The following is a 20,404-nucleotide window of genomic DNA, read 5'->3' on the forward strand; positions in this document are numbered from 1 at the left end:
GTGGCGTAAAGGCCGCGGGTCTCTGGCAGGCTAAATTTTTGTAAGATGTTCGTCAGATTGTTGCCAGCCAGGCAATAACGACCGGTACGGTCAGGATGCTAGCCGCCGTGGACAACAAAATGGCGGCAGAGGCCCGATGAGGAGCCACACCGTAATGTGCCGCCAGCATATAGACATTCCCCGCCACTGGCAGCGCCGCAGCAGCAATGGCAACCGTGGCTGGAAATGTTTCAATCGGGATCAGCCACAGCAGCGTAACAGCAACGCAGGCCGGGTGCACAATCAGTTTGCAGAAGCTCAACCAAGCTGCAATCTGCACACGTTCGGCGGACTTTGAAGCAAGCGAAGCGCCGATCGCGAACAAGGCGCCGGGCGTGGCCGCACCACCCAATATGGTCAGAAAATCGTTTAGAGCTGATGGTACTGGAATCTGCAGCGACGACCACAGCAATCCCGCCGATATGGAGACAATCATTGGGTTTTTCACCAAACCGAGCCCTATCACGCGAAGGGTCGCGGGCGTCAAACGACCATCGCGTCCGGCATTGATCAGGATCACGATCAGCGAAGAAAAAACGACTAGGTCCACAGCCAAAACCAACATCACCGGACCTATTGCAGCCTCGGATAGCAGCAAGGCCAACATCGGCAACCCCAGAAAGCCAACGTTTCCAATAGCCGCGCACTGCGCCTCAACCGCTGCGGTCGGTATGTCGAGACCACGAATCCAAGCCACAAAGGTCGCCAAAGCGTATACTGCCAGGGTCCCCAACAGGTAGCCAATGACCAGTCGGCCATTGAAGATTTCTGCAAAAGGTAGGGTCGCGGCAAATCGGAACAGCATGGCCGAAAGCGCAAAATAAAACACAAATTTGGTCAGATATGCCGTCGCGTCCTCGGTGAAAAACCGGCTGCGTCCGGCCCAGTACCCCAGGCCGATGATTGCAAAAAACGGAAGGGTTCGCAGAAAAATCTCGACCATGGTCAGAGTGTTAGCATTGTTTGACCAAAGGGCAAATCATCAACGGGTACCTGAGTTTGAAGGAGTAATGACCATAGTTCGTAAGTCAAAACGCAAGCTGTTTATGAGAATCGTTGTATCTGAACTGATCGGTTTATAGTTTGGTGGGATCAACATTCCAAGGAGAGCTCATGACCCAGACCGCTGCCATCCTCCGCTCTGGCCGCAAATTCGACCAGGTTTTGCAGGGTGCCCGAGAGGTTTTTATGGCGGATGGGTTTGAAGGTGCCAGCGTAGACGATATCGCACGGGCCGCAGGAGTATCCAAAGCGACGCTTTACAGTTACTTCCCTGACAAGCGTCTTTTGTTCATGGAAGTCGCGCAAACGGAATGCAAGCGGCTTGCTGAACATGTTATTTCGATGATCGATGACTCCAAGCCCGCACGCGAGGTTTTGACGATCGCCGCGACGCAATTGACGACGTTTTTGGTATCTGATTTTTCGCAACAGGTGTTTCGAATTTGCGTCGCCGAACGCGACCGATTCCCCGAGCTTGGCATGGCCTTTTATGAGGCGGGGCCGCAAAACGGTCAGCGCCACTTGGTTGAGTATCTTGAAAAGGCCGTGAAAAAAGACGAACTGGCCATCGAAGACCTGCAAATTGCCGCCGAGCAGTTCTCGGAACTGTGTAAAGTTCGCATCTGGTCCAAAGCCGCATTGGGTATTCAGACGCGTTTCAGCCAAACTGAGATCGATGAAATCGCGCTTCAAGCGGTGGACATGTTCATGGCGCGCTACGGGGTCTAATTGAGCCTGCTTGGTCAAGATTTGTGCAGCCGGGCAGGTGTTTTCCTAAAGGCAAGCGGATCGCTATGTTGCCGTTTGACAGACGGACCTTTCTGTCAAACCATCAGACGGATGCAGTAAAGGCTTCGTGACCCTTGACCAGTATAAACACCAGTTTTTCCCGCCGCCTGAACGACTTGCTTGTTCAGATTTATCCCGACCATGACAAAGCAGTATTGGCTCGTGAAATCTCGGACGCTTTTTGGCCCCCAAACACGCACCGGCGAAAACAAGGTCGTAAGCCGGGAAACAAACTATGGTCGGAAAAAGACAGCGTCCTCATTACATATGGCAACTCGATCGAGGATCAGGCCCACAAACCTTTGGACTTGCTGCATGATTTTTTGATCCGGCACCTGAATGGCGTGGTGAACGGTGTGCACATCCTGCCGTTCTTTCCCTTTACATCTGACGATGGCTTTGCAGTGTCGGATTATTACTCGGTCAGTACGCAATTAGGCGACTGGCCGGATATTACGCGTATTGCTGATGATTTTCACCTTATGTCTGATTTGGTATTAAACCACGTCTCAAGTCAGGGCGCGTGGTTCACCAATTATCTTCAAGGAAAGTCACCGCACGACCGGTTCTTTTTCGAAGCCTCGCCAGAGGATGACTTATCCGACGTCGTACGCCCGCGGACCACGCCTTTGCTACGGCAGGTGGACACAAATGAGGGCGAAAAATACGTGTGGTGCACCTTCAGCCACGATCAGGTTGATCTGGATTTCTCAAACCCCGAAGTGCTGATCGAAATGCTGCGGATTATTCGCCTGCATATCGACAAGGGTGTACGCATTCTGCGGCTGGATGCAGTCGCTTTTGTATGGAAAGAGATCGGCACCAATTGCATTCACTTGCCGCAGACCCATGCGATTGTGCAATTGCTGCGTTTGCTGTGTGACTATGCCACCGAAACACTGGTGCTGTTGACGGAAACCAACGTGCCGCGGACCGAGAACCTGAGTTACTTCGGTAACCGAAACGAGGCGCACGCAGTCTACAATTTTCCTCTGCCGCCACTGATCTTGCATGCGATGCAGTCAGGCACGGCACGGTATCTGCGGGAATGGCAAGCCGCCATGCCGCCTGCGCAGTTGGGGTGCGCCTATTTGAATTTCACCGCCAGCCACGATGGTATTGGTATGCGTCCCGCCGAAGGCGTTCTGCCGCCAGAAGAAAAAGAACACATGATCGATACCGTACGACGGATAGGCGGGTTGGTGTCGATGCGGGCGCTGCCGGACGGACATGAAGAACCCTACGAGTTAAACTGCGGGTACTTCGAAGCGATGCGCGCGACCTTCGCGGGTGAGGATCAGTACCATCTGGCGCGTTTTATCTGCTCGCAAACCATCGTGATGTCGCTGGAAGGTATACCGGCGTTTTATATCCATTCCCTGTTGGCGACGCCCAACGACCATGACGCTGTCGAGAGGCGGGGGATGAACCGGGCGATAAACCGGCACCGTTGGCATTACCCCGATCTGCTCGCCCGTCTGGCTGACCCGGGATCAAATCAGGCGCTTGTTCTGTCAGAGCTTTCCCGTCGCCTGCGTCTGCGCGCGCAGCAGCACGCGTTTCATCCCAATGCAACGCAATTCACCCTACGACTGGACGACCGCGTTTTTGGCATATGGCGGCAGAGCCTGGACCGTAGCCAGTCAATCTTTGCGCTGCACAACGTTTCAGCCGAGCAGGTCTATGTTAGCCCTGCCGAGATCAACATGATCGCCGAAGAAGTCTGGACAGACGTCCTGACCGGAGAGATCTTGGCCACCAACGGCCCCGATATCGTGCTGGCTCCTTATCAGTGCCGATGGATTACGAACGTGGCGTGAACTCGTCCAGATCGTCTGATACGGCAGCTTTTAGGCGAAGCAGAAACTCGGGGTCAGCCGAATGGACGCGGTTCCATGTCGGGATGAACGGTGTCTCATGCGGGTTGTCGAGGAATACTTGACCGGCACGGATGATGTTTTCGGCGAACAGCTCGATTGATTTCTCTTCCTTGTGGCGGTCCAATTCCAGCCCGTTCATCTTTGCGTCGGTGTAGTAGCCTTCTAGCAGGTCCAACGCGGATCGGTAGTAGGTGGCCTTGAGTGTGCGGAACGTGTTGGGCGTGAACACCGTGCCATCTGCGGCCAGTTTGCGGAAGATTGCCTTACAGATATCAGTCGACATGCGGGAAAGGCCGCGATTGGCATCCTCAGGTGACAAGTCTTGGTGTTTGTGGTCGTAGTTGTCGGCGATCTCGACCTGACAAACGGATTTCGGCGCCAAGTTTCGCCAAGCCTCGGACAAAACGCCAATCTCTAATCCCCAATCTGAAGGGATGCGAAGATCGGGCAGGGTAGGAGTGCGGATGGCGAACTCACCTGACAGCGGATAGCGGAAGCTGCGCAGGTAATCGAGGTAATCGCGATCGCCAATCACTTTTTTCAATGCAATCAGCAGCGGGCTGACCAATAGGCGGGTGACACGACCATTCAGTTTGCCTTCACCTATTCGGGGATAGAACCCTTTGGCCATTTGAAATGGAAAGGTTGGATTGACGACCGGATAGACAAGTCGGTCCAGCATTTGCCGTTCATACGTGACGATATCGCAGTCATGAATGGCCATGACTGAGCTGTCGGCGCAGGCCAGCAAATAACCAATGCATGACCAGACGTTCTTGCCTTTGCCCGGTTCTTGCGGTGCTAGTCCTAACTTTTGCAGATGTTCTTGCAACTCGGTCAGACGCGGGCTGTCGTTCCAGATCACAGCATGGTTTTGCGGCAAATCGGCAAAGAAAGATCGGGCGTGGCGATATTGCTGTTCGTTCGCTTGATCCAGACCGATGATGATACGATGCAAATAGGGAACTTGGGACAGTTCCGTCAAAATGCCTGCCAATGCTGGCCCTTCCAATTCGGAATACAGGCACGGAAGGATCAGAGTGATCTTGCGCGTTTCCGCATAGACCGAAATTTCGTGTGCCAGATGACCAGCGGGCCTGCTGCGCAGATTATGCAGGGTGGTGATGTTCCCGTTCTGATGAAAATCAGCCATGTTTAACGCCCTTTTGTTGTCATAGCTCGGCCGTCAGTGTCAGGATCGCCTCTGACCAGCCGCGCGGTCCGCTCTGAGTTGTTCTGAGAATACGCGCCTCCGTCGCAGGCGAGAAGAGAGGGACGGAGGGGCCGTCTGGGTTGGCAACGACAACTCCCTGATCCGCGGCCTCAATCATTTCTTGATCGTTAGGTGCGTCGCCCAAAGCTATGGTGCGCGCGGGCCGCAAATGATCGATGACCTCAACCATTGCATCGGCTTTGGTTTTCCCAAAAGAAAGGGTCAGAAAACGCCCGCCTTGCCGAGCTTTAACGCCAAGTTGAGCAGCTTGTTCTAGAAAAGCCTGTAACTCCGGCTCTGAATTAACCCAAAGGCCCGGCTCGCTGAATTTTCGCTGACGTGCACGCGCCGCCTGTGTCGCATTGAGGCCTGTTTTCCTTGCAACTTCCAGATCGGTCATATCGCCGAACCCGACAAAGCCTGCGGGCAGCGTTGCCAAAGCTGTTCGGAGGCGCGCATAGCTATCGTTTTCCACATCGGGTGTGCCGGGCCACAAAACGCCGGCGCCATTTTCTACAATGGCGGGCATGTCTGTTAGCCCCAATTCTTGTTGCAATGGGCGGATTTCAGCAGCTGTCTTGCTGCTGGCCAGAACCAGACCTGCGTCCAGCTCTGTCAACCGGGCAAGTCCAGGTTTGGCAGCATCCCAGCTGTAATCATGGTGATTCAGTAGCGTCCCATCCAAATCGGAAAACACCAATAGGGGTAGGGCGGTGGTCGTAGCATTGGTCATTACATCGAGAGTAAAGGTGCCCTGATGCGGGTTGTAAATCCGCAGTGATAAATTTTCGGTCAAACTGACAGACTGCGCCCAAAAAATGGGCGCTGGCTGCCAATGTCTCTCGGTAAAGGCTGTCGCCGCCCGATCACTGGTCGGTCGCAACAGATAGTCGTTGAACTTGCGATCACATATATGACGATCGGGTCAGCAGACATAGCGGGCACCAATGTTAACGCGCAGTCTTTCATGGTTGGTCAGCTTTCCGTTTGACCCGCTGAAAGTTGATCTGAGTTATGCGCATCGCCCCGGGTATTCGAGGTGCCCACTGCTGGACCGAATGCTCGTAGATAGTCAAAAAATTCCGGCGGTTGGCGTGGTGCCCACGTTTCGCCGATTAGTTCCTGCAGCCAAAGATGGGAAGGCCATTGCCGCTTATCTGAGGGTGCCGGGTTGTCTTTAGAAGCAAACAATACTACCCCCTTGCTCAAACGCCAAAAAACTCCCAATCTGAGATTATATCCAAAGCATCGTCAGAAAGGCCCGACATAGCTTGGGTGATCTAGTTGACAATGGATTTTGTATTTTGGATACATTGGGCAGAGATATCGCAACGACACGAGTCGTCAAAGAATGCTCTGCCAAAAAAGAGCACTGCGAATGTCAGACAAAAACATTTCTGGGAGACCCACATGAAACTGAAATTGATGGCCGCAACCGCTGCGATCGCCTTGTCGGCCGCTGCGGCACAGGCAAGCACGTTGGTGTATTGCTCTGAAGGATCACCCGAGGGCTTCGATCCTGCGCTGTTCACCGCTGGTACAACTTTTGACGCGTCCTCGCACCCAGTCTACAACCGCCTGCTGGAATTCGAAACTGGAACGACCAACGTTGTTCCGGGTTTGGCCGAAAGTGTTGAGGCCAGTGATGACGGTCTGGAATACACATTCAAACTGCGCCAGGGCGTTAAGTTTCATTCCAACGATGAATTCACGCCGACTCGTGACTTTAATGCCGATGACGTGATCTTCTCGTTCATGCGTCAAAAGGATGAAGGCCACCCCTACAACCAAGTGTCGGGTGGCACTTGGGAGTACTTTAAAGGCATGGGCATGCCGGAACTGGTCGAGTCGATTGAAAAGGTCGACGACTACACGGTTAAATTCACTCTGACCAAGCCAGAGGCCCCTTTTGTTGCCAATATGGCGATGGATTTTGCCTCGATCCTGTCTGCAGAATATGCGGATGCGATGATGGAAGCGGGCACGCCTGAAAAGCTGAACACTGCGCCGATCGGCACCGGGCCGTTCTCATTTGTGGCTTACCAGAAGGATGCAGTGATCCGCTACGCGCAGAATGCTGACTACTGGAAAGATCCGGCAGCTGTTGAAAACCTGATCTTTGCAATCACTCCGGACGCATCGGTTCGCTATCAAAAGCTGAAGGCTGGCGAATGCCACATCATGCCGTATCCGAACCCCGCCGACATTCAGGCGATGAAGGATGACGCCGACATCAACATGATGGAGCAAGAGGGCTTGAACGTCGGTTACTTGGCCTACAACACCACTGTGGAGCCGTTCGATAATCCGAACGTTCGCAAAGCGCTGAACATGGCGATCGACAAAAATGCCATAATCGACGTGGTGTTCCAAGGCTCGGGCCAGGTTGCCAAAAACCCGATCCCGCCGACCATGTGGGGTTACAACGATGCCATCACCGACGACGCCTATGATCCTGAAGCGGCGAAAGCGATGCTGGAAGCCGAAGGCATTTCAGACCTGTCGATGAAGATCTGGGCAATGCCCGTGCAGCGCCCATATAACCCCAACGCTCGCCGCATGGCGGAACTGATCCAAGCGGATTTCGACAAGATTGGCGTGGGCGTCGAGATTGTTTCGTACGAGTGGGGCGAGTACCTGTCGCGTTCGAAGGAACTGAACCGTGACGGTGCAGTTCTGTTGGGCTGGACCGGTGACAACGGCGATCCAGACAACTTCCTGGCCGTACTGCTGGGTTGTGACGGACGCGAAGCTTCGAACCGTGCGCAATGGTGCCACCAGCCGTTCGAAGATCTGATCCTGAAGGCAAAGCAAACCACAGACCAAGCCGAGCGTACCAAGCTGTACGAAGATGCTCAGGTGATCTTCAAAGAGCAAGCGCCATGGGCGACCATCGCACACTCGGTTGTTTTCATGCCGATGCGCAACGAAGTGCAGGGCTATAAGGTCCACCCGCTGGGCGGCCACATCTTCTACGGTGTAAGCGTCGAGTAAGCGACAACACATTGGCCGGAGCCGCCTATCGGCGGCTCCGGTTTTCTTTTTTGGAGGTCGGCCTGAATGCCGGATTTGTCCGAGTACCGTCAACTGGCAAAGGACATGTCAGTAGATGCCGTGGCGCTTGTGCCTGGCCCGAATTTTACCCGCGCTTTAGGAAAACCCTTCATGAGCCACGAGCGACCCTTTGTGGTCGTGATCCCGGCAGAGGGCGCTCCGGCTGCTGTTGTTCCAAATCTGGAACTGGGGTCGTGGGACCTGGTCGGGTTCGAAGGTGCTGTCTTCGATTGGCGCGACCAGACCGGTTATGATCAAGCTTTCGCAGCGCTGGCTGAACACTTGCCCTTGCGTTCTTTGGCCGTCGAAGGACAGGTGATGAGGGTCTTTGTATCCGTCGCGTTCTCTAACGCGCTACCTGGCCTGCGCATTGTGGATGCCGAGCGTGAGATTTCCGGCCTGCGCATCATCAAGACCGAGGATGATATCGCCGCACTGCGAACCGCAATCGATATATCGGAACGCGCGCTGGAACGTGTCATTGAAGATGTGCGCGTCGGCCAGACCGAGCAGCAAATTGAACAGGCTTTGGTTCAGGCGCTTTTTGCGGAAGGCGCGGCGTCGCTCGCCTTTTCGCCTATTGTCGCTGCTGGGGACAACTCGGCGCGTCCTCACGGCAAGGCGCGGGCAGACTACAGGATCAAAGCCGGCGACGCATTGCTGTTTGATTTCGGTGCCCGCAAACATGGGTTTGCTGCCGATATAACCCGTACTTTCTTTGTCGAAGACGTCTCGGACGAGGGCAGGGCTGTCTATGACACCGTCTTGAAAGCCAATTTGGCAGGGTTCGATGCTTGCCGCCCCGGCGTCACTGCTCACGACATTGACGATGCCGTTATCGGAGTGCTTGAGGCGTCACCTTACGCCGATCGTATCCGCACCAAGACCGGCCACGGGTTGGGTCGTGACGTGCACGAAGCCCCGTACATCATGCGTGGGAATGATCAGACGATCCTTCCGGGCATGGTATGGACCAACGAACCTGGGCTTTATGAACTGGACAATTTCGGTGTTCGCATCGAAGATGATGTTGTCGTGACTGAAACCGGCTGCCGGTCGCTGACCAGCTTTCCCAAGGATCTTACAATCATAGGTCGCTGATGTTTGGCTATTTTCTCTCCCGTCTGGGCATGTTCATCCCGACCTTTCTGGGTGTAACGCTTATTTCGTTTATGTTCATCCGGGTCCTGCCGGGCGATCCCATCATCGTCATGGCTGGCGAACGCGGCATGACCGAAGAACGCTATCAGGAAATGGTCGAAAAGCTGGGCTTCGACAAACCGGTTCTGCAGCAATATTGGGACTATCTAGTCGGCGTCCTGCATGGCGATCTGGGCGAAAGCTTTGTGACCAAAAAGCCGGTTTGGGACGAGTTTTTTGCCTTGTTTCCGGCCACGCTAGAACTTTCGCTTTGTGCGATGATCTTTGCTGTCGCTCTGGGCCTGCCCGCGGGCGTCATCGCAGCGGTCAACCGGGGTAAGTTCTTTGACCGCGCTCTGATGTCCTCGGCGCTTGTCGGCTATTCGATGCCGATCTTTTGGTGGGCGCTGCTGTTGATAATCGTGTTTTCGGGCAATCTGGGCTGGACTCCGGTCTCTGGTCGGATCGACCTGCTGTACTACTTCCCAAGCGTCACCGGCTTCATGCTGATCGACAGCTTATTGTCGGGGCAGGCGGGAGCGTTTGGATCGGCCGTGCGCCACCTGATCCTGCCGACAATTGTTCTGGGAACCATCCCTCTGGCGGTGATTGCCCGTCAGACGCGTTCTGCAATGTTGGAAGTGTTGGGCGAAGACTATATCCGCACCGCCCGCGCCAAGGGCCTTGCACCTGCGCGGATCAACGGGCTGCACGCTCTGCGCAACGCTCTGATCCCGGTGATCACTGTGATTGGCCTATCGGTCGGTACCCTGTTGGCAGGCGCAATTCTGACCGAGACGATTTTTAGCTGGCCGGGTATCGGCAAGTGGATGGTCGACAGCATCTTCCGCCGCGATTACCCGGTGGTACAGGGCGGTCTGCTGATGATCGCTGTGATCGTAATGCTGGTGAACCTGCTGGTCGATGTTCTTTACGGCATCATCAATCCCAAAATCCGGAGGCGGTGATGGCTGAACTTTCCGCAAACACACCCAAAACCGAAGACCGCCCCAGCGCCCTGCGCGAGTTTTGGTACTATTTCAGCGAAAACCGCGGCGCGGTGTTTGGCTTGTGGGTTTTCGCCGCCTTCGTCTTGTGCGCGGCCTTCGCGCCGTTGTTAGCCCCCTATGATCCAACTGAGCAGTTCCGGGATCACATCCTGCAACCTCCTGCGTGGCAAGAGGGTGGAAGCTGGACCTTCCCCTTGGGTACCGATCCCTTGGGTCGGGACATGCTGTCACGGCTGATTATGGGTTCTCGATATTCCTTCTTTGTGGGCATCGTAGTTGTTTGTGTGGCCGTGACTGGGGGTGTGATCATCGGGCTACTGTCGGGCTTTGCGCCCAAATGGGTCGACACGCTGATCATGCGGGTGATGGATATTATTCTGTCTTTCCCGTCGTTGCTGCTGGCGCTTGTGCTGGTTGCAATTCTGGGTCCGTCGCTGACCAACGCGATGATCGCTATTGCCATCGTTTTCCAGCCACACTACGTGCGCCTGACGCGTGCTTCGGTGCTGTCGGAACGGCAAAAAGACTACGTTACTTCCGCTCGTGTGGCTGGCGCAGGCAAAGCACGCCTGATGTTCAAAACCGTGCTGCCCAACTGCCTGGCACCGATCATTGTTCAAGCTGCGTTGTCGTTTTCTACAGCAATTCTGGACGCCGCGGCCCTTGGATTCTTGGGTATGGGTGCGCAACCGCCCACACCCGAATGGGGCACCATGCTGGCCGAGGCGCGCGAGTTTATTCTCCGCGCCTGGTGGGTTGTGACATTCCCCGGCCTCGCCATCCTGGTCACCGTGCTCGCCATCAACCTGATGGGTGACGGTTTGCGCGACGCGCTTGATCCGAAACTAAAGCGGAGCTGACGACATGAGCCTGTTGGACATCCGAAATCTAACCGTCGAATTCGCCACAGCTTCGGGACAGTTCCGCGCCGTAGACGGTGTCGACCTGTCTGTCGACAAAGGCGAGTTGATGGCCATCGTGGGTGAAAGCGGCTCGGGTAAGTCGGTGTCGATGCTGGCACTGATGGGCCTGCTACCGTGGACCGCGACAATCACCGCCGACCAACTCAGCTTCGAAGGCATAGACCTCACCAAAATTTCGGCCCGTGACCGCCGCAAGATCATCGGCAAGGATATTGCAATGATCTTTCAAGAGCCGATGTCATCGCTGAACCCTTGTTTCACCGTTGGCTTCCAGATCAAAGAGGCTCTGCGCATCCACCTTGGGCTGAACCGCAAAGATCGTCACCAACGCGCGATTGAACTGTTTGATCAAGTCGGCATCCCAGCGCCCGAAAGCCGTCTGAACACCTTTCCACACCAGATGTCCGGTGGAATGAACCAACGGGTCATGATTGCCATGGCTATCGCTTGTAATCCTAAGCTTCTGATCGCGGATGAACCGACAACGGCACTGGACGTCACCATTCAGGCGCAAATTCTGGATTTGCTCGTCCGTCTGCGTGACGAACAAGGAATGGGTCTGGTGCTGATCACCCACGATATGGGGGTCGTTGCCGAAACCGCAGAGCGCGTGCAGGTGCAATACGCTGGTCAGAAGGTCGAAGAACAGCCGGTGAAAGACTTGTTCCGCACACCACGTCACCCCTACACGTCGGCCTTGTTAAGTGCATTGCCGGAACGGGCAACATCCAAAATGTTACCAACAATTCCCGGCGTCGTTCCCGGCCAGTTTGACCGGCCCAAGGGTTGCCTGTTCAGCCCCAGATGCAAATACGCGGATGATATTTGCCGGTCGTTGCCGCCGACCCCGCACAGCGCCGAGTTCGGCAAGGCCCGCTGCCACCATGTTGAAAGAATAACCGCCGGAGAACTGGCATGACCGCCCCTATCGTTCAGGCCAGTGCGTTGGCCAGGTTCTACACCGTAAAAGGTGGGTTGCTGTCGAAACCAGCAACCGTCAAAGCCCTGTCCGGTGTAGATTTCGACCTGCAACCCGGCAAGACGCTTGCCATCGTCGGCGAGTCTGGCTGCGGGAAGTCGACGTTGGCTCGGGTGGTTACGATGATCGAGGAACCGACCGCCGGAAGCCTGACAATTGACGGGGTCGAGATCACTCCGTCAAAATGGGCACAGATGCGCGAAACCGTGCAGATCGTTTTTCAGGACCCCTACGGATCGCTCAATCCGCGCCAACGGATCGGACAGATCCTGCAGGAGCCGCTGATTATCAACCGCCCCGACATGTCCGCTGCCGATCGTGAGGCGCGGGCGCGTGAGATGATCGACCTCGTGGGTCTGCGCCCCGAACACTATGACCGTTACCCGCATATGTTCTCGGGCGGTCAGCGCCAGCGGATCGCGATTGCTCGGGCGCTGATGCTGAACCCCAAAGTTCTGGTGCTGGACGAACCCGTTTCGGCGCTGGACGTGTCGATCCAGTCGCAAATCCTGAATCTACTGGTCGAGCTGCAGGAACGTCTAAACCTCGCCTATCTGTTCATCTCTCATGACCTGTCCGTGGTGAAGCATTTCGCGGATGACGTGATCGTTATGTATCTTGGTCGCGCCGTTGAAAAAGCACCAAAGGAGCAGTTATTCGCAGCGCCCCGTCATCCATATTCCAAGGCCTTGCTCTCGACCACGCCGCGCGCTGATCCTGAGGCGCGAAAAGAGCGGATCAAGTTGGAAGGCGAGCTACCGTCACCGATGAACATTCCCAAAGGCTGCGCATTTGCGCAACGGTGCTGGCTGGCAACTGATGAGTGCCGGGCTGCACCTCCGGAATTAAGCGGGACAACGCATCAGGTGGCCTGTCTGCACCCATTGGACTGACATACTATTCGTCTTTACGCGTCGCGATGATCATCCCCAATAACTGCTCTTTGGTTCGCCGAATGTGTTGAGTTAGTAGGGTGCAAGCGTCTTCGACGCGGCCCGCACGCGCCAGAGACAAAAGTTCACGATGGTCCTTTTTGGCCGGTTCGCGTTGTTCCATGACGCTCAGGTGCATGCGGACATAACGGTCAGATTGAATATTGACGCGTTGTAAGATTTCATTGCTCAATCCACGCCCGGCCGCTGAATAAAGCGCCATGTGATAGGCATTGTTCAAACTGCCCCAACGACCCACGTCATATGCATCATACGATTTTTCCATTTCGTCCAAAAGGCGTTCGCATTCGGCGAAATGGGCGTCGTCCATCTGTTCAATTGCACGTCGGAACAGATCCACCTCCAGCAGGATGCGAAGGTCAAAAATCTCACCTATCTCTGACAGGGAATGCGAGGTGACCGAGGCTCCCCGGTTGTTGGTCAGTCGTACCAAGCCTTCAGCGTCCAGCCGTTTTAGCGCTTCACGGATTGGCATCCGCGATACGTCGTAATCTTCTGCCAGTGCTTCTTGGCGAATGGTTTCTCCCTCGACCATTTCACCGCTTAGAATCCTCTCACGCAGATCATTGGTAATGACATCAGGCAGACTTTGTCGGGGGATTGCTCGTGTTCGGGGCATTCGGACGGTCTCGGGCGTTTAAACTTGTATCCAAAATACAAAATGTACAGGAAGTTTCCAAGCCCTTAGCCGGGCTCTGTGACGATAACGTGTGTGTTTTTCATCCAATTTCCAATGTAGCCGCAAAAGTAGGCCCAATTTGGGAAGGCGCCGAATTTTGGTTCAAATAATACATTGGACGGGTCGTTGAATTTACCGCAGATTGCCCGAGGCACCTTAGGAACTTAGGCATTTTTAAGTTATTGCAGCGCCGGTAGATATGGACGGGATCATGAACACATCCGACATTCGAAACGAAGGTATGCGCATCGGAGGAGAGGTCGTCTTTTCTGAAACCACAATTCCCGTGCACTACCCTTATACCAACGAGGTCATTGGAACCGTTCCAGCTGGAACCGCTCAGCATGCGCGCACGGCTTTTCAAATCGCAGCGGATTACACTCCAACATTGACCCGATACGAGCGCAGCCAAATCTTGCAACGTGCAGGCGAGCTTATCGGTGAAAAGCGTGCGTATCTGGCAAAATGGCTGACGCTGGAGCTGGGCATATGTCAACAGCATTCGATCTACGAAACCAAACGGGCGCAGGACGTGTTCCAGTTTGCGGCGGCCGAGGCTTTGAAGGATGACGGTGAAATTTTCTCGTGCGACCTGACCCACAACGGCAAACAGCGCAAGATTTTCACTAAGCGCGAGCCGGTCAAAGCGATCAGCGCGATCACGCCGTTCAATCACCCTCTGAATATGGTTAGCCACAAGATCGCACCGTCGATTGCGACAAACAATTGCATGGTTTGCAAACCGACCGAGTTGACCCCACTGACGGCGTTGGCCCTGGCCGATATCCTGTATGAGGCTGGTCTTCCACCCGAGATGTTTCAGGTGGTCACTGGCTGGCCGCAGGACATTGGGGATGAGATGGTCTGCAATGACCATATCGACATCATCACGTTCACCGGAAGTGTTCCTGTCGGCAAGATGATCGCCGAGAAAGCTGGCTACAAGCGGCAGGCGTTGGAATTGGGCGGCAACGATCCCCTGATTGTATTAAATGACCTGAGCGATGCCGACTTGGAAAAGGCTGCAAGTATTGCTGTCGCTGGTGCCACCGGAAATTCGGGTCAGCGCTGCACTGCAATCAAGCGCATTCTTGTGCAAGAGAGTGTGGCTGAAAAGTTTGTGCCATTGGTTCTGAAAAACGCCAAAGCAATTAAGTTCGGAGACCCACAAGACCCTGAAACCCAACTGGGATGTGTAATCCACGCCAAAGCGGCTGAGCTGTTCGAAAAACGCGTTCACATGGCCAAGGAACAGGGCGCGGAAGTCCTCTATCACCCTGGACGTCAAGGAGCACTGTTGCCGCCAATCGTCATCGACAAGGTGCCACATGACAGCGAGTTGGTAATGGAGGAGACCTTTGGCCCCGTTATCCCGATTGTGCGCGTGCCTGATGACGACGCGAAAGTTATGGCAATTTCAAACTGCACCGAATTTGGTTTGTCTTCGGGCGTGTGCACCAACGACTTGAACCGGGCGATTGCCTATATCAATTGTCTGAATGTCGGTACCTGCAACATTTGGGAGCAGCCGGGCTACCGGATCGAGATGTCGCCCTTCGGAGGTGTCAAAAATAGCGGCAATGGCGTCAAAGAAGGCGTTATCGAGGCGATGAAGTTCTTTACCAACGTTAAAACCTATTCCTTGCCCTGGCCGGAGTGACAGCATCCCCCCCTGATAAATTTGATGTGCATGGGCTGGTTTTTCTCTATTTTCCCTCATCGGTGCATAATCGCCCACAGCTTGTTTTCTAACTTCGTCTTTTCTGCATACGTGTGTTAGGGTTTGGGATGTATATTTTTTGATTTTAGTTAAGGGTAGTTGATCCATTGCCAGACAAGCCCAGCAAAGCATTCATTCTGCGTCCACTGGATAAAGCGGATTTAGAGGTCATAACCCCCTGGTTTCAGGACATCGAGGACCTCGGCCGGTTTGACCGAACATCGCGAATACCATTCAACCTCGAGCAAACCGAAGAGGTCTGGCGCGACGCGTTTAGTGCCTCGGGCGGCAATGGGAAATGCTGGTTTGTCGTCGAGTCGGATGATGGTCAGGTCATGGGAATGGCCGGGCTCGAAGCGATTTCTCCGATCAATCGGGATGCGATCATCGCGATGTTCGTCGAAAAGTCGGCTCGCCGATTGGGGCTCGCGATCAGAGCGACGGCGCTGCTTGCGGATTTCGCGTTCCGCCAGCTTGGCCTGAACCGACTTACTTCCTACTACAGACAGGATAATCATATCAGTCGTGACCTTGTGGAAAGATTGGGGTGTCAAATCGAAGGCTCAATGCGGGAGGCTTGGTATTCGGACGGGACATTTCACGATATGATTGTGGTCGGTCTTTTAAGACAGGACTGGGCAAACCGGCGATTGACCCTTGCGAAAGAATTGAGTCCGGAAACAATTGTAACATTCGGATCAGGCGGGTGCCCGCGCTGGTCATGGCCACCACAGGTTGATAAGTGTAATTAAACATGAATGTGACTGATCGGGTGTATTACTACGCTAAGACCGCAAAAGCACATTTTTGCTATAAGGTGACCATAGGGTTCGAACACGGCCCCTGAGACGAGTTATGAATGTGAACACCACGAGTCCAAATCCTCCCATAACGCAGAAGCTGGGCGCAGTCTTGTTCGCCGATGTTGTCGGTTATTCGCGCCTCATGAGCGAGAATGAGTTGGACACGTACAACGCGTTGAAATCCCTTCTATATCAGCTTGAGGAAACGTGTGCACGTTTCCAAGGTCGTGTGGTCGAAGTACGCGGCGATGGCGTTCTGGCCTTATTTGAAACCGCCACAAGCGCGGTGGAATTCGGGGTGGAACTGCACCGCATCGCGACCCAACACAACCAGAATCGCGCAGAGAGCCAACGAATCAACTTCCGCGCCGGGGTGCACTTGGGCGAGATCCTGATTGATGATCGCGGAATTCACGGAGACAACGTTAACATTGCGGCCCGACTGCAAGAAATTGCCGAACCCGAAAGGGTTTACGTTAGCTCCGCAGTCTATGATCAAGTCTGCAACCGCTTGCGTTACGGATATGAGTTTCTGGGGCCAAAGCAGCTGAAGAACATCCTCTCTCCTGTATCGACGTACTGTGTACGCAGTGAAGTTGCAGGCGCGACGATGGCGGGAACAATGCGACCTGACGTATTTGGGGATGTAATGGAACGCCCTGACACGCCGTCGGTTGCCGTGCTTCCCTTCAGCAGCCAAGGAGGGGACGAGTCAGACAGTTGGATTGCTGAAGGGCTGACTGACGACATCATCATGAACCTGTCCAAGTTCCGCAACTTGTTTGTGATTGCGCGGAATTCGTCGTTTTTCTTTAAGACACAGTCGATGCCTCCGAAGGAAGCCGCACAAAAGTTGAACGTGCGCTACATCGCCCGAGGCAGCGTACGGCGTTCTGCCAGTCGTATCCGAATAGCCGCAGAATTGATTGATGCCGCCACTGAGCGCACCATTTGGGGCGAAAGGTTCGACCGCAAGATTGATGATATTTTTGATATTCTGGACGAAGTGACAGAGTGTATCGTCGCCGCCACTGCAGTCATGATCGAGTCGCACGAAAAGCAGCGCATGATTCAGGCGATTCCGTCGGACCTTGAGGCATATGGATCGGTCCTTCAGGGCCAGCACTATATTTTTAAGTACACACGGAACGACAACCGGAAAGCTCAAAACTTTTACCAGTCTGCGCTGGAACGAGACGAAGGTTACGCGCGTGCCGCTGCGGCCCTGTCCAGGACACTGAACATCGACTGGCGATATTCGTGGACAGAAGATCCCGCGGGCGCATTGGACCAAGCATTAACCTTCGCGCAGCGGGCGATTGAACTGGACCCCACGGATGCGCGCGGTTTTGGCGAATTGGGTTATGTACACCTTTACCGCAAGGAACACGACGCCGCGCTGCAATCCTATCAGCGCGCTCTGGCCCTTAATCCAAACGACGCCGACATGCATTCGGATTTTGCAGACGCGTTAGCTCATTCCGGAGATAACGAGACAGCGATCACACATATTCAGCAGGCCATGCGTCTGAACCCTTATTTCCCAGACCAATACCTGTGGCACTTGGGCGGTGCTTACTACAATCTTCGGCGCTACGAAGATGTGATTGAAACCGTTAACAAGATGAATAACCCCACCGAGGGGCAGCGGATGCTGGCAGCAAGCTATGCACAGCTTGGCCAAACCAATATGGCCCGTCAGATCGCAGATAAACACCGCGCGGCACACCCAAACTTCTCGCTGGCGCGATGGGGTACAGTGCAGCCGGACAAGCTGGAAGAAGACACCCAGCATTTCGTCGAAGGTCTGAAAAAGGCAGGGTTCTGAGTAACCAAATTAAAGGGCGCGTATCACACGCGCCCCTTTTGTAATGTTGATGGTCGAAGTCAATCGTTGCCGCGTGCTTTCGCTCCACTGACCTTCGCGCCGCTGACCTTTGCTCCGCTCACTTTCGCACCCGAGACTTTTGCGCCGCTGACTTTGGCACCTGACACTTTCGCGCCGCTGATCGCCGGGCTGTCGAATCCGAAATAGATATCAAGTAACACTTGCTCAAACTGACCCGTCATCACGTCCATGCGGATGGTGAAATCGGCCTTGTCGTAGTTCCAAACCTTTATACCACTCGACACTTGGTAATCGGCTGATGCAACTCCACTTATTGAAGGGTTCATCGGAGAACGGGCATCGGTACCTTGATTACCGCTTTCAGCCGCTGCTACTTGGCCTTCACCATGCACTAAAAATATTGTTGGTTCAGGCAGTTCATAATACGTACCGTCGTAGGCAAAGCCGTAAATTCGAGCCAGGCGAGCATCGCCTCCAAATTGGTCGCCTATGAAATTATTTATGCCGTTGCCTCTCTGACGCTTTTTTTCTTTGAATAATTGGTTGGTCGACGAATCTTCCGATTGAACCCAGAAAGTACGCTTAAAATCTCGGCCGCGTTTAACATAAACACTGGCTTCAAAATCGACTGTCTTTCTGCCGACCAGATTGAAAGTGTCATCCGCTTGTTTTGCGGCCTTGTATATACCGGAAACACCGTTTTCAGTGTCACCTTTCTGTATTAAAACCCGGTCGCCATCGCGTAACTTGACCCCATCAACTCTCTTAATGCCGGTGGGCAAACTGTCAGACTCTCCGATTTCGTCCGCCAATCTTACTTTGATCTGCTTTATTTCAAGGTCTTTGACTTCACGTCCGAATAACAACACTTCTGAAAAGCTAAGCAAGGACTCAGACATATCGTTTTCTCCCAACTACGGGATCGATAGAGTCAGAACCCTCATCTCCCCCTTTAAACAAACCCGAGCGAAAAAGCTCGCGTAAATGAATTCCAAAAATCACCCCCAGATTGCATGCCACAAAAACGCCTCAAAATAAAGGATTTTGCTATCAATCCGGCACGAGCGTACGAACTGAATGCGAATGACTGTCTTCATCTGGGTCAGGCAGGCGTGGACCGGCAGTTGTCAGCCCAATGTCACGCATGCGGAAGTTGCCCTCGATGATGCGGCGAAAGGCACCGCCAGTTATTTCCTGATCAACGGCCAACAGGGCCTTTTCGACACCAAAATAGCTGAGCATATCCGCATCCAACTTCTCCCACGCATCCGCCAGATAAGTACCCAGATAGTCGCGCGCCTCTAGCAACGATATGCGAAAACCTTCTGGGTTTTCCGCATATCGCTCATCGAATATTCCTTGCATAACCTCACGATAATTAGGTGAGTCTTCCAGCTGGTCCGACAAGTCTTCGTCTTCAGCCGAGATCAGACCGTGCAGCAACAGGCGCTCGTGATAAATATCGACAAAAATATCGAACATCGCGCCGGTCAGGGGTTCGGACAGCGCGTGTTCGCTGGACCATCCAGAAGCAAACTCTGACAGCGACCGGTTGTTTGCGGCCATGCGGATTTGTGCGTTGTCTGACAGTTCGGCAAACCGGCTGAGGCGGTTGAATGTATATAGATTTCCACGCGTGTTCTCGAGCAGCTTATCCACCACAGACCCGAAATGCAGTGACGCCAGCAAAGCCACCAGATCTGCCGCTGATTCATGAAACCCGTAATACTCGCCCCCGGCATCCCCGTCCGATGGCATTCCGATGACACTATAGATAATGGCATGACCGATTTCATGCGCGACAACGTCGAAATTCAGGCTGTAAGGTCGGTATTCATTGCCGTGCTCATGAGTGCCACCGGTTTCCAGAAATCCCCAACCGATATGGGCGTTGTCCAGACTGGGCAGCAGCGATAACTCTAGACGGTCGAAGTCACGAGCAAAATGCCAAGGGATCGGACGGTCAAAGTAACCCTGCCAAACATCCATTGTAAAATGGGCCGACCCAAACAAATGAGCGGCTTCAAAAGCGGGGTCGGACGGATCGATATGGATGAAATTACCGAACTCATCCGGCATGGCCGGGGGTTGGATATAGCCATCCCACGGGGGCAAGTACATTCCAGAGCCATTCGGCCCCGGCACAATCGCACCGTATGGGGTGGTTTTTCCTACTGGGTTAACGGTGTACATACGCGGCCCGGATGGACCTGGACCAATGGTGCCTTGAGGCGCTGAAACCTCAACCAATTCCAGTTCAGCGTCCGGTTCTAAAAACGGAGATTGTGGGAAAAGTAAAAACCGCGTGCCGGGCTCTTCCTCTTCGATCTGTTCGGGGTAGTTCATTCAACGCCCTTCCCGTGTCGTGCCC

The 20,404-nt window shown here is 54.1% G+C and carries 17 protein-coding genes; 11 read left to right on the forward strand and 6 right to left on the reverse strand.

What is annotated here, in order from left to right:
* Positions 1-52 precede the first annotated feature (52 nt).
* A complete protein-coding gene (locus ACR0L3_RS10245) occupies positions 53-982 on the reverse strand; it encodes an AEC family transporter (protein ID WP_480745616.1) in 930 nt (309 codons plus the stop codon).
* A gap of 170 nt (positions 983-1,152) precedes the next feature.
* On the opposite strand from ACR0L3_RS10245, the gene ACR0L3_RS10250 reads away from it, so the two are divergent.
* On the forward strand, positions 1,153-1,770 hold the full coding sequence (locus ACR0L3_RS10250) for a TetR/AcrR family transcriptional regulator (protein WP_480745617.1): 618 nt from the start codon (positions 1,153-1,155) through the stop codon (positions 1,768-1,770).
* 143 nt (positions 1,771-1,913) lie between these two features.
* Positions 1,914-3,650, forward strand: coding sequence for a sugar phosphorylase (locus tag ACR0L3_RS10255; protein ID WP_480745772.1), 1,737 nt, complete (start codon positions 1,914-1,916; stop codon positions 3,648-3,650).
* Here ACR0L3_RS10255 and ACR0L3_RS10260 read toward each other — a convergent pair.
* Together ACR0L3_RS10260 and ACR0L3_RS10265 are read right to left on the reverse strand one after the other, a co-directional pair.
* A complete protein-coding gene (locus tag ACR0L3_RS10260; RefSeq protein ID WP_480745618.1) occupies positions 3,634-4,863 on the reverse strand; it encodes a glycosyltransferase family protein in 1,230 nt (409 codons plus the stop codon). The genes ACR0L3_RS10255 and ACR0L3_RS10260 overlap by 17 nt on opposite strands.
* 19 nt (positions 4,864-4,882) lie before the next feature.
* Complete coding sequence (locus ACR0L3_RS10265) at positions 4,883-5,719, reverse strand: HAD-IIB family hydrolase (protein ID WP_480745619.1); 837 nt, start codon at positions 5,717-5,719, stop codon at positions 4,883-4,885.
* 614 nt (positions 5,720-6,333) lie between these two features.
* Between ACR0L3_RS10265 and ACR0L3_RS10270 the strand changes: the two genes are divergently transcribed.
* From ACR0L3_RS10270 to ACR0L3_RS10295, 6 genes are all read left to right on the forward strand, one after another.
* Positions 6,334-7,917: an ABC transporter substrate-binding protein gene (locus ACR0L3_RS10270; protein WP_480745620.1), complete on the forward strand. Its 1,584-nt coding sequence runs from the start codon at positions 6,334-6,336 to the stop codon at positions 7,915-7,917.
* A 66-nt stretch (positions 7,918-7,983) separates the two neighbouring features.
* Positions 7,984-9,078: a M24 family metallopeptidase gene (locus tag ACR0L3_RS10275; protein ID WP_480745621.1), complete on the forward strand. Its 1,095-nt coding sequence runs from the start codon at positions 7,984-7,986 to the stop codon at positions 9,076-9,078.
* Positions 9,078-10,085: an ABC transporter permease subunit gene (locus ACR0L3_RS10280; RefSeq protein ID WP_480745622.1), complete on the forward strand. Its 1,008-nt coding sequence runs from the start codon at positions 9,078-9,080 to the stop codon at positions 10,083-10,085. The genes ACR0L3_RS10275 and ACR0L3_RS10280 overlap by 1 nt, the downstream gene beginning before the upstream one ends.
* A complete protein-coding gene (locus ACR0L3_RS10285) occupies positions 10,085-10,987 on the forward strand; it encodes an ABC transporter permease subunit (RefSeq protein WP_480745623.1) in 903 nt (300 codons plus the stop codon). Before ACR0L3_RS10280 ends, ACR0L3_RS10285 begins: the two co-directional genes overlap by 1 nt.
* A 4-nt stretch (positions 10,988-10,991) precedes the next feature.
* Positions 10,992-11,969: an ABC transporter ATP-binding protein gene (locus ACR0L3_RS10290; RefSeq protein ID WP_480745624.1), complete on the forward strand. Its 978-nt coding sequence runs from the start codon at positions 10,992-10,994 to the stop codon at positions 11,967-11,969.
* Positions 11,966-12,922, forward strand: a complete 957-nt coding sequence (locus ACR0L3_RS10295; RefSeq protein WP_480745625.1) for an ABC transporter ATP-binding protein — start codon at positions 11,966-11,968, stop codon at positions 12,920-12,922. The genes ACR0L3_RS10290 and ACR0L3_RS10295 overlap by 4 nt, the downstream gene beginning before the upstream one ends.
* Before the next feature lie 4 nt (positions 12,923-12,926).
* Here ACR0L3_RS10295 and ACR0L3_RS10300 read toward each other — a convergent pair whose 3' ends face one another.
* The gene (locus tag ACR0L3_RS10300) at positions 12,927-13,601 is read right to left on the reverse strand and encodes a GntR family transcriptional regulator (protein WP_480745626.1); all 675 of its coding nucleotides are present in this window, start codon (positions 13,599-13,601) and stop codon (positions 12,927-12,929) included.
* A 271-nt stretch (positions 13,602-13,872) separates the two neighbouring features.
* Here ACR0L3_RS10300 and phnY point away from each other — a divergent pair, with 271 nt between their 5' ends.
* From phnY to ACR0L3_RS10315, 3 genes are all read left to right on the forward strand, one after another.
* A complete protein-coding gene (gene phnY, locus ACR0L3_RS10305) occupies positions 13,873-15,321 on the forward strand; it encodes a phosphonoacetaldehyde dehydrogenase (protein ID WP_480745627.1) in 1,449 nt (482 codons plus the stop codon).
* A gap of 167 nt (positions 15,322-15,488) precedes the next feature.
* On the forward strand, positions 15,489-16,133 hold the full coding sequence (locus tag ACR0L3_RS10310; RefSeq protein WP_480745628.1) for a GNAT family N-acetyltransferase: 645 nt from the start codon (positions 15,489-15,491) through the stop codon (positions 16,131-16,133).
* Positions 16,134-16,236: 103 nt separating this feature from the next.
* On the forward strand, positions 16,237-18,012 hold the full coding sequence (locus tag ACR0L3_RS10315) for an adenylate/guanylate cyclase domain-containing protein (RefSeq protein WP_480745629.1): 1,776 nt from the start codon (positions 16,237-16,239) through the stop codon (positions 18,010-18,012).
* 59 nt (positions 18,013-18,071) lie between these two features.
* On the opposite strand, the gene ACR0L3_RS10320 is transcribed toward ACR0L3_RS10315, so the two are convergent.
* Positions 18,072-18,932, reverse strand: a complete 861-nt coding sequence (locus ACR0L3_RS10320) for a hypothetical protein (RefSeq protein ID WP_480745630.1) — start codon at positions 18,930-18,932, stop codon at positions 18,072-18,074.
* A 151-nt stretch (positions 18,933-19,083) separates the two neighbouring features.
* On the reverse strand, positions 19,084-20,379 hold the full coding sequence (locus tag ACR0L3_RS10325; RefSeq protein WP_480745631.1) for a gluzincin family metallopeptidase: 1,296 nt from the start codon (positions 20,377-20,379) through the stop codon (positions 19,084-19,086).
* Positions 20,380-20,404: the final 25 nt, after the last annotated feature.

This window comes from Ruegeria sp. CK1, from assembly GCF_056536545.1.

Coding starts and splice junctions, on each gene's coding strand:
- ACR0L3_RS10280 (WP_480745622.1), top strand. CDS start 9,078: ATGTTTGGCTATTTTCTCTCCCGTCTGGGCATGTTCATCCCGACCTTT.
- ACR0L3_RS10285 (WP_480745623.1), top strand. CDS start 10,085: ATGGCTGAACTTTCCGCAAACACACCCAAAACCGAAGACCGCCCCAGC.
- phnY (WP_480745627.1), top strand. CDS start 13,873: ATGAACACATCCGACATTCGAAACGAAGGTATGCGCATCGGAGGAGAG.
- ACR0L3_RS10320 (WP_480745630.1), bottom strand. CDS start 18,932: ATGTCTGAGTCCTTGCTTAGCTTTTCAGAAGTGTTGTTATTCGGACGT.
- ACR0L3_RS10245 (WP_480745616.1), bottom strand. CDS start 982: ATGGTCGAGATTTTTCTGCGAACCCTTCCGTTTTTTGCAATCATCGGC.
- ACR0L3_RS10325 (WP_480745631.1), bottom strand. CDS start 20,379: ATGAACTACCCCGAACAGATCGAAGAGGAAGAGCCCGGCACGCGGTTT.
- ACR0L3_RS10275 (WP_480745621.1), top strand. CDS start 7,984: ATGCCGGATTTGTCCGAGTACCGTCAACTGGCAAAGGACATGTCAGTA.
- ACR0L3_RS10300 (WP_480745626.1), bottom strand. CDS start 13,601: ATGCCCCGAACACGAGCAATCCCCCGACAAAGTCTGCCTGATGTCATT.
- ACR0L3_RS10260 (WP_480745618.1), bottom strand. CDS start 4,863: ATGGCTGATTTTCATCAGAACGGGAACATCACCACCCTGCATAATCTG.
- ACR0L3_RS10270 (WP_480745620.1), top strand. CDS start 6,334: ATGAAACTGAAATTGATGGCCGCAACCGCTGCGATCGCCTTGTCGGCC.
- ACR0L3_RS10315 (WP_480745629.1), top strand. CDS start 16,237: ATGAATGTGAACACCACGAGTCCAAATCCTCCCATAACGCAGAAGCTG.
- ACR0L3_RS10250 (WP_480745617.1), top strand. CDS start 1,153: ATGACCCAGACCGCTGCCATCCTCCGCTCTGGCCGCAAATTCGACCAG.
- ACR0L3_RS10290 (WP_480745624.1), top strand. CDS start 10,992: ATGAGCCTGTTGGACATCCGAAATCTAACCGTCGAATTCGCCACAGCT.
- ACR0L3_RS10295 (WP_480745625.1), top strand. CDS start 11,966: ATGACCGCCCCTATCGTTCAGGCCAGTGCGTTGGCCAGGTTCTACACC.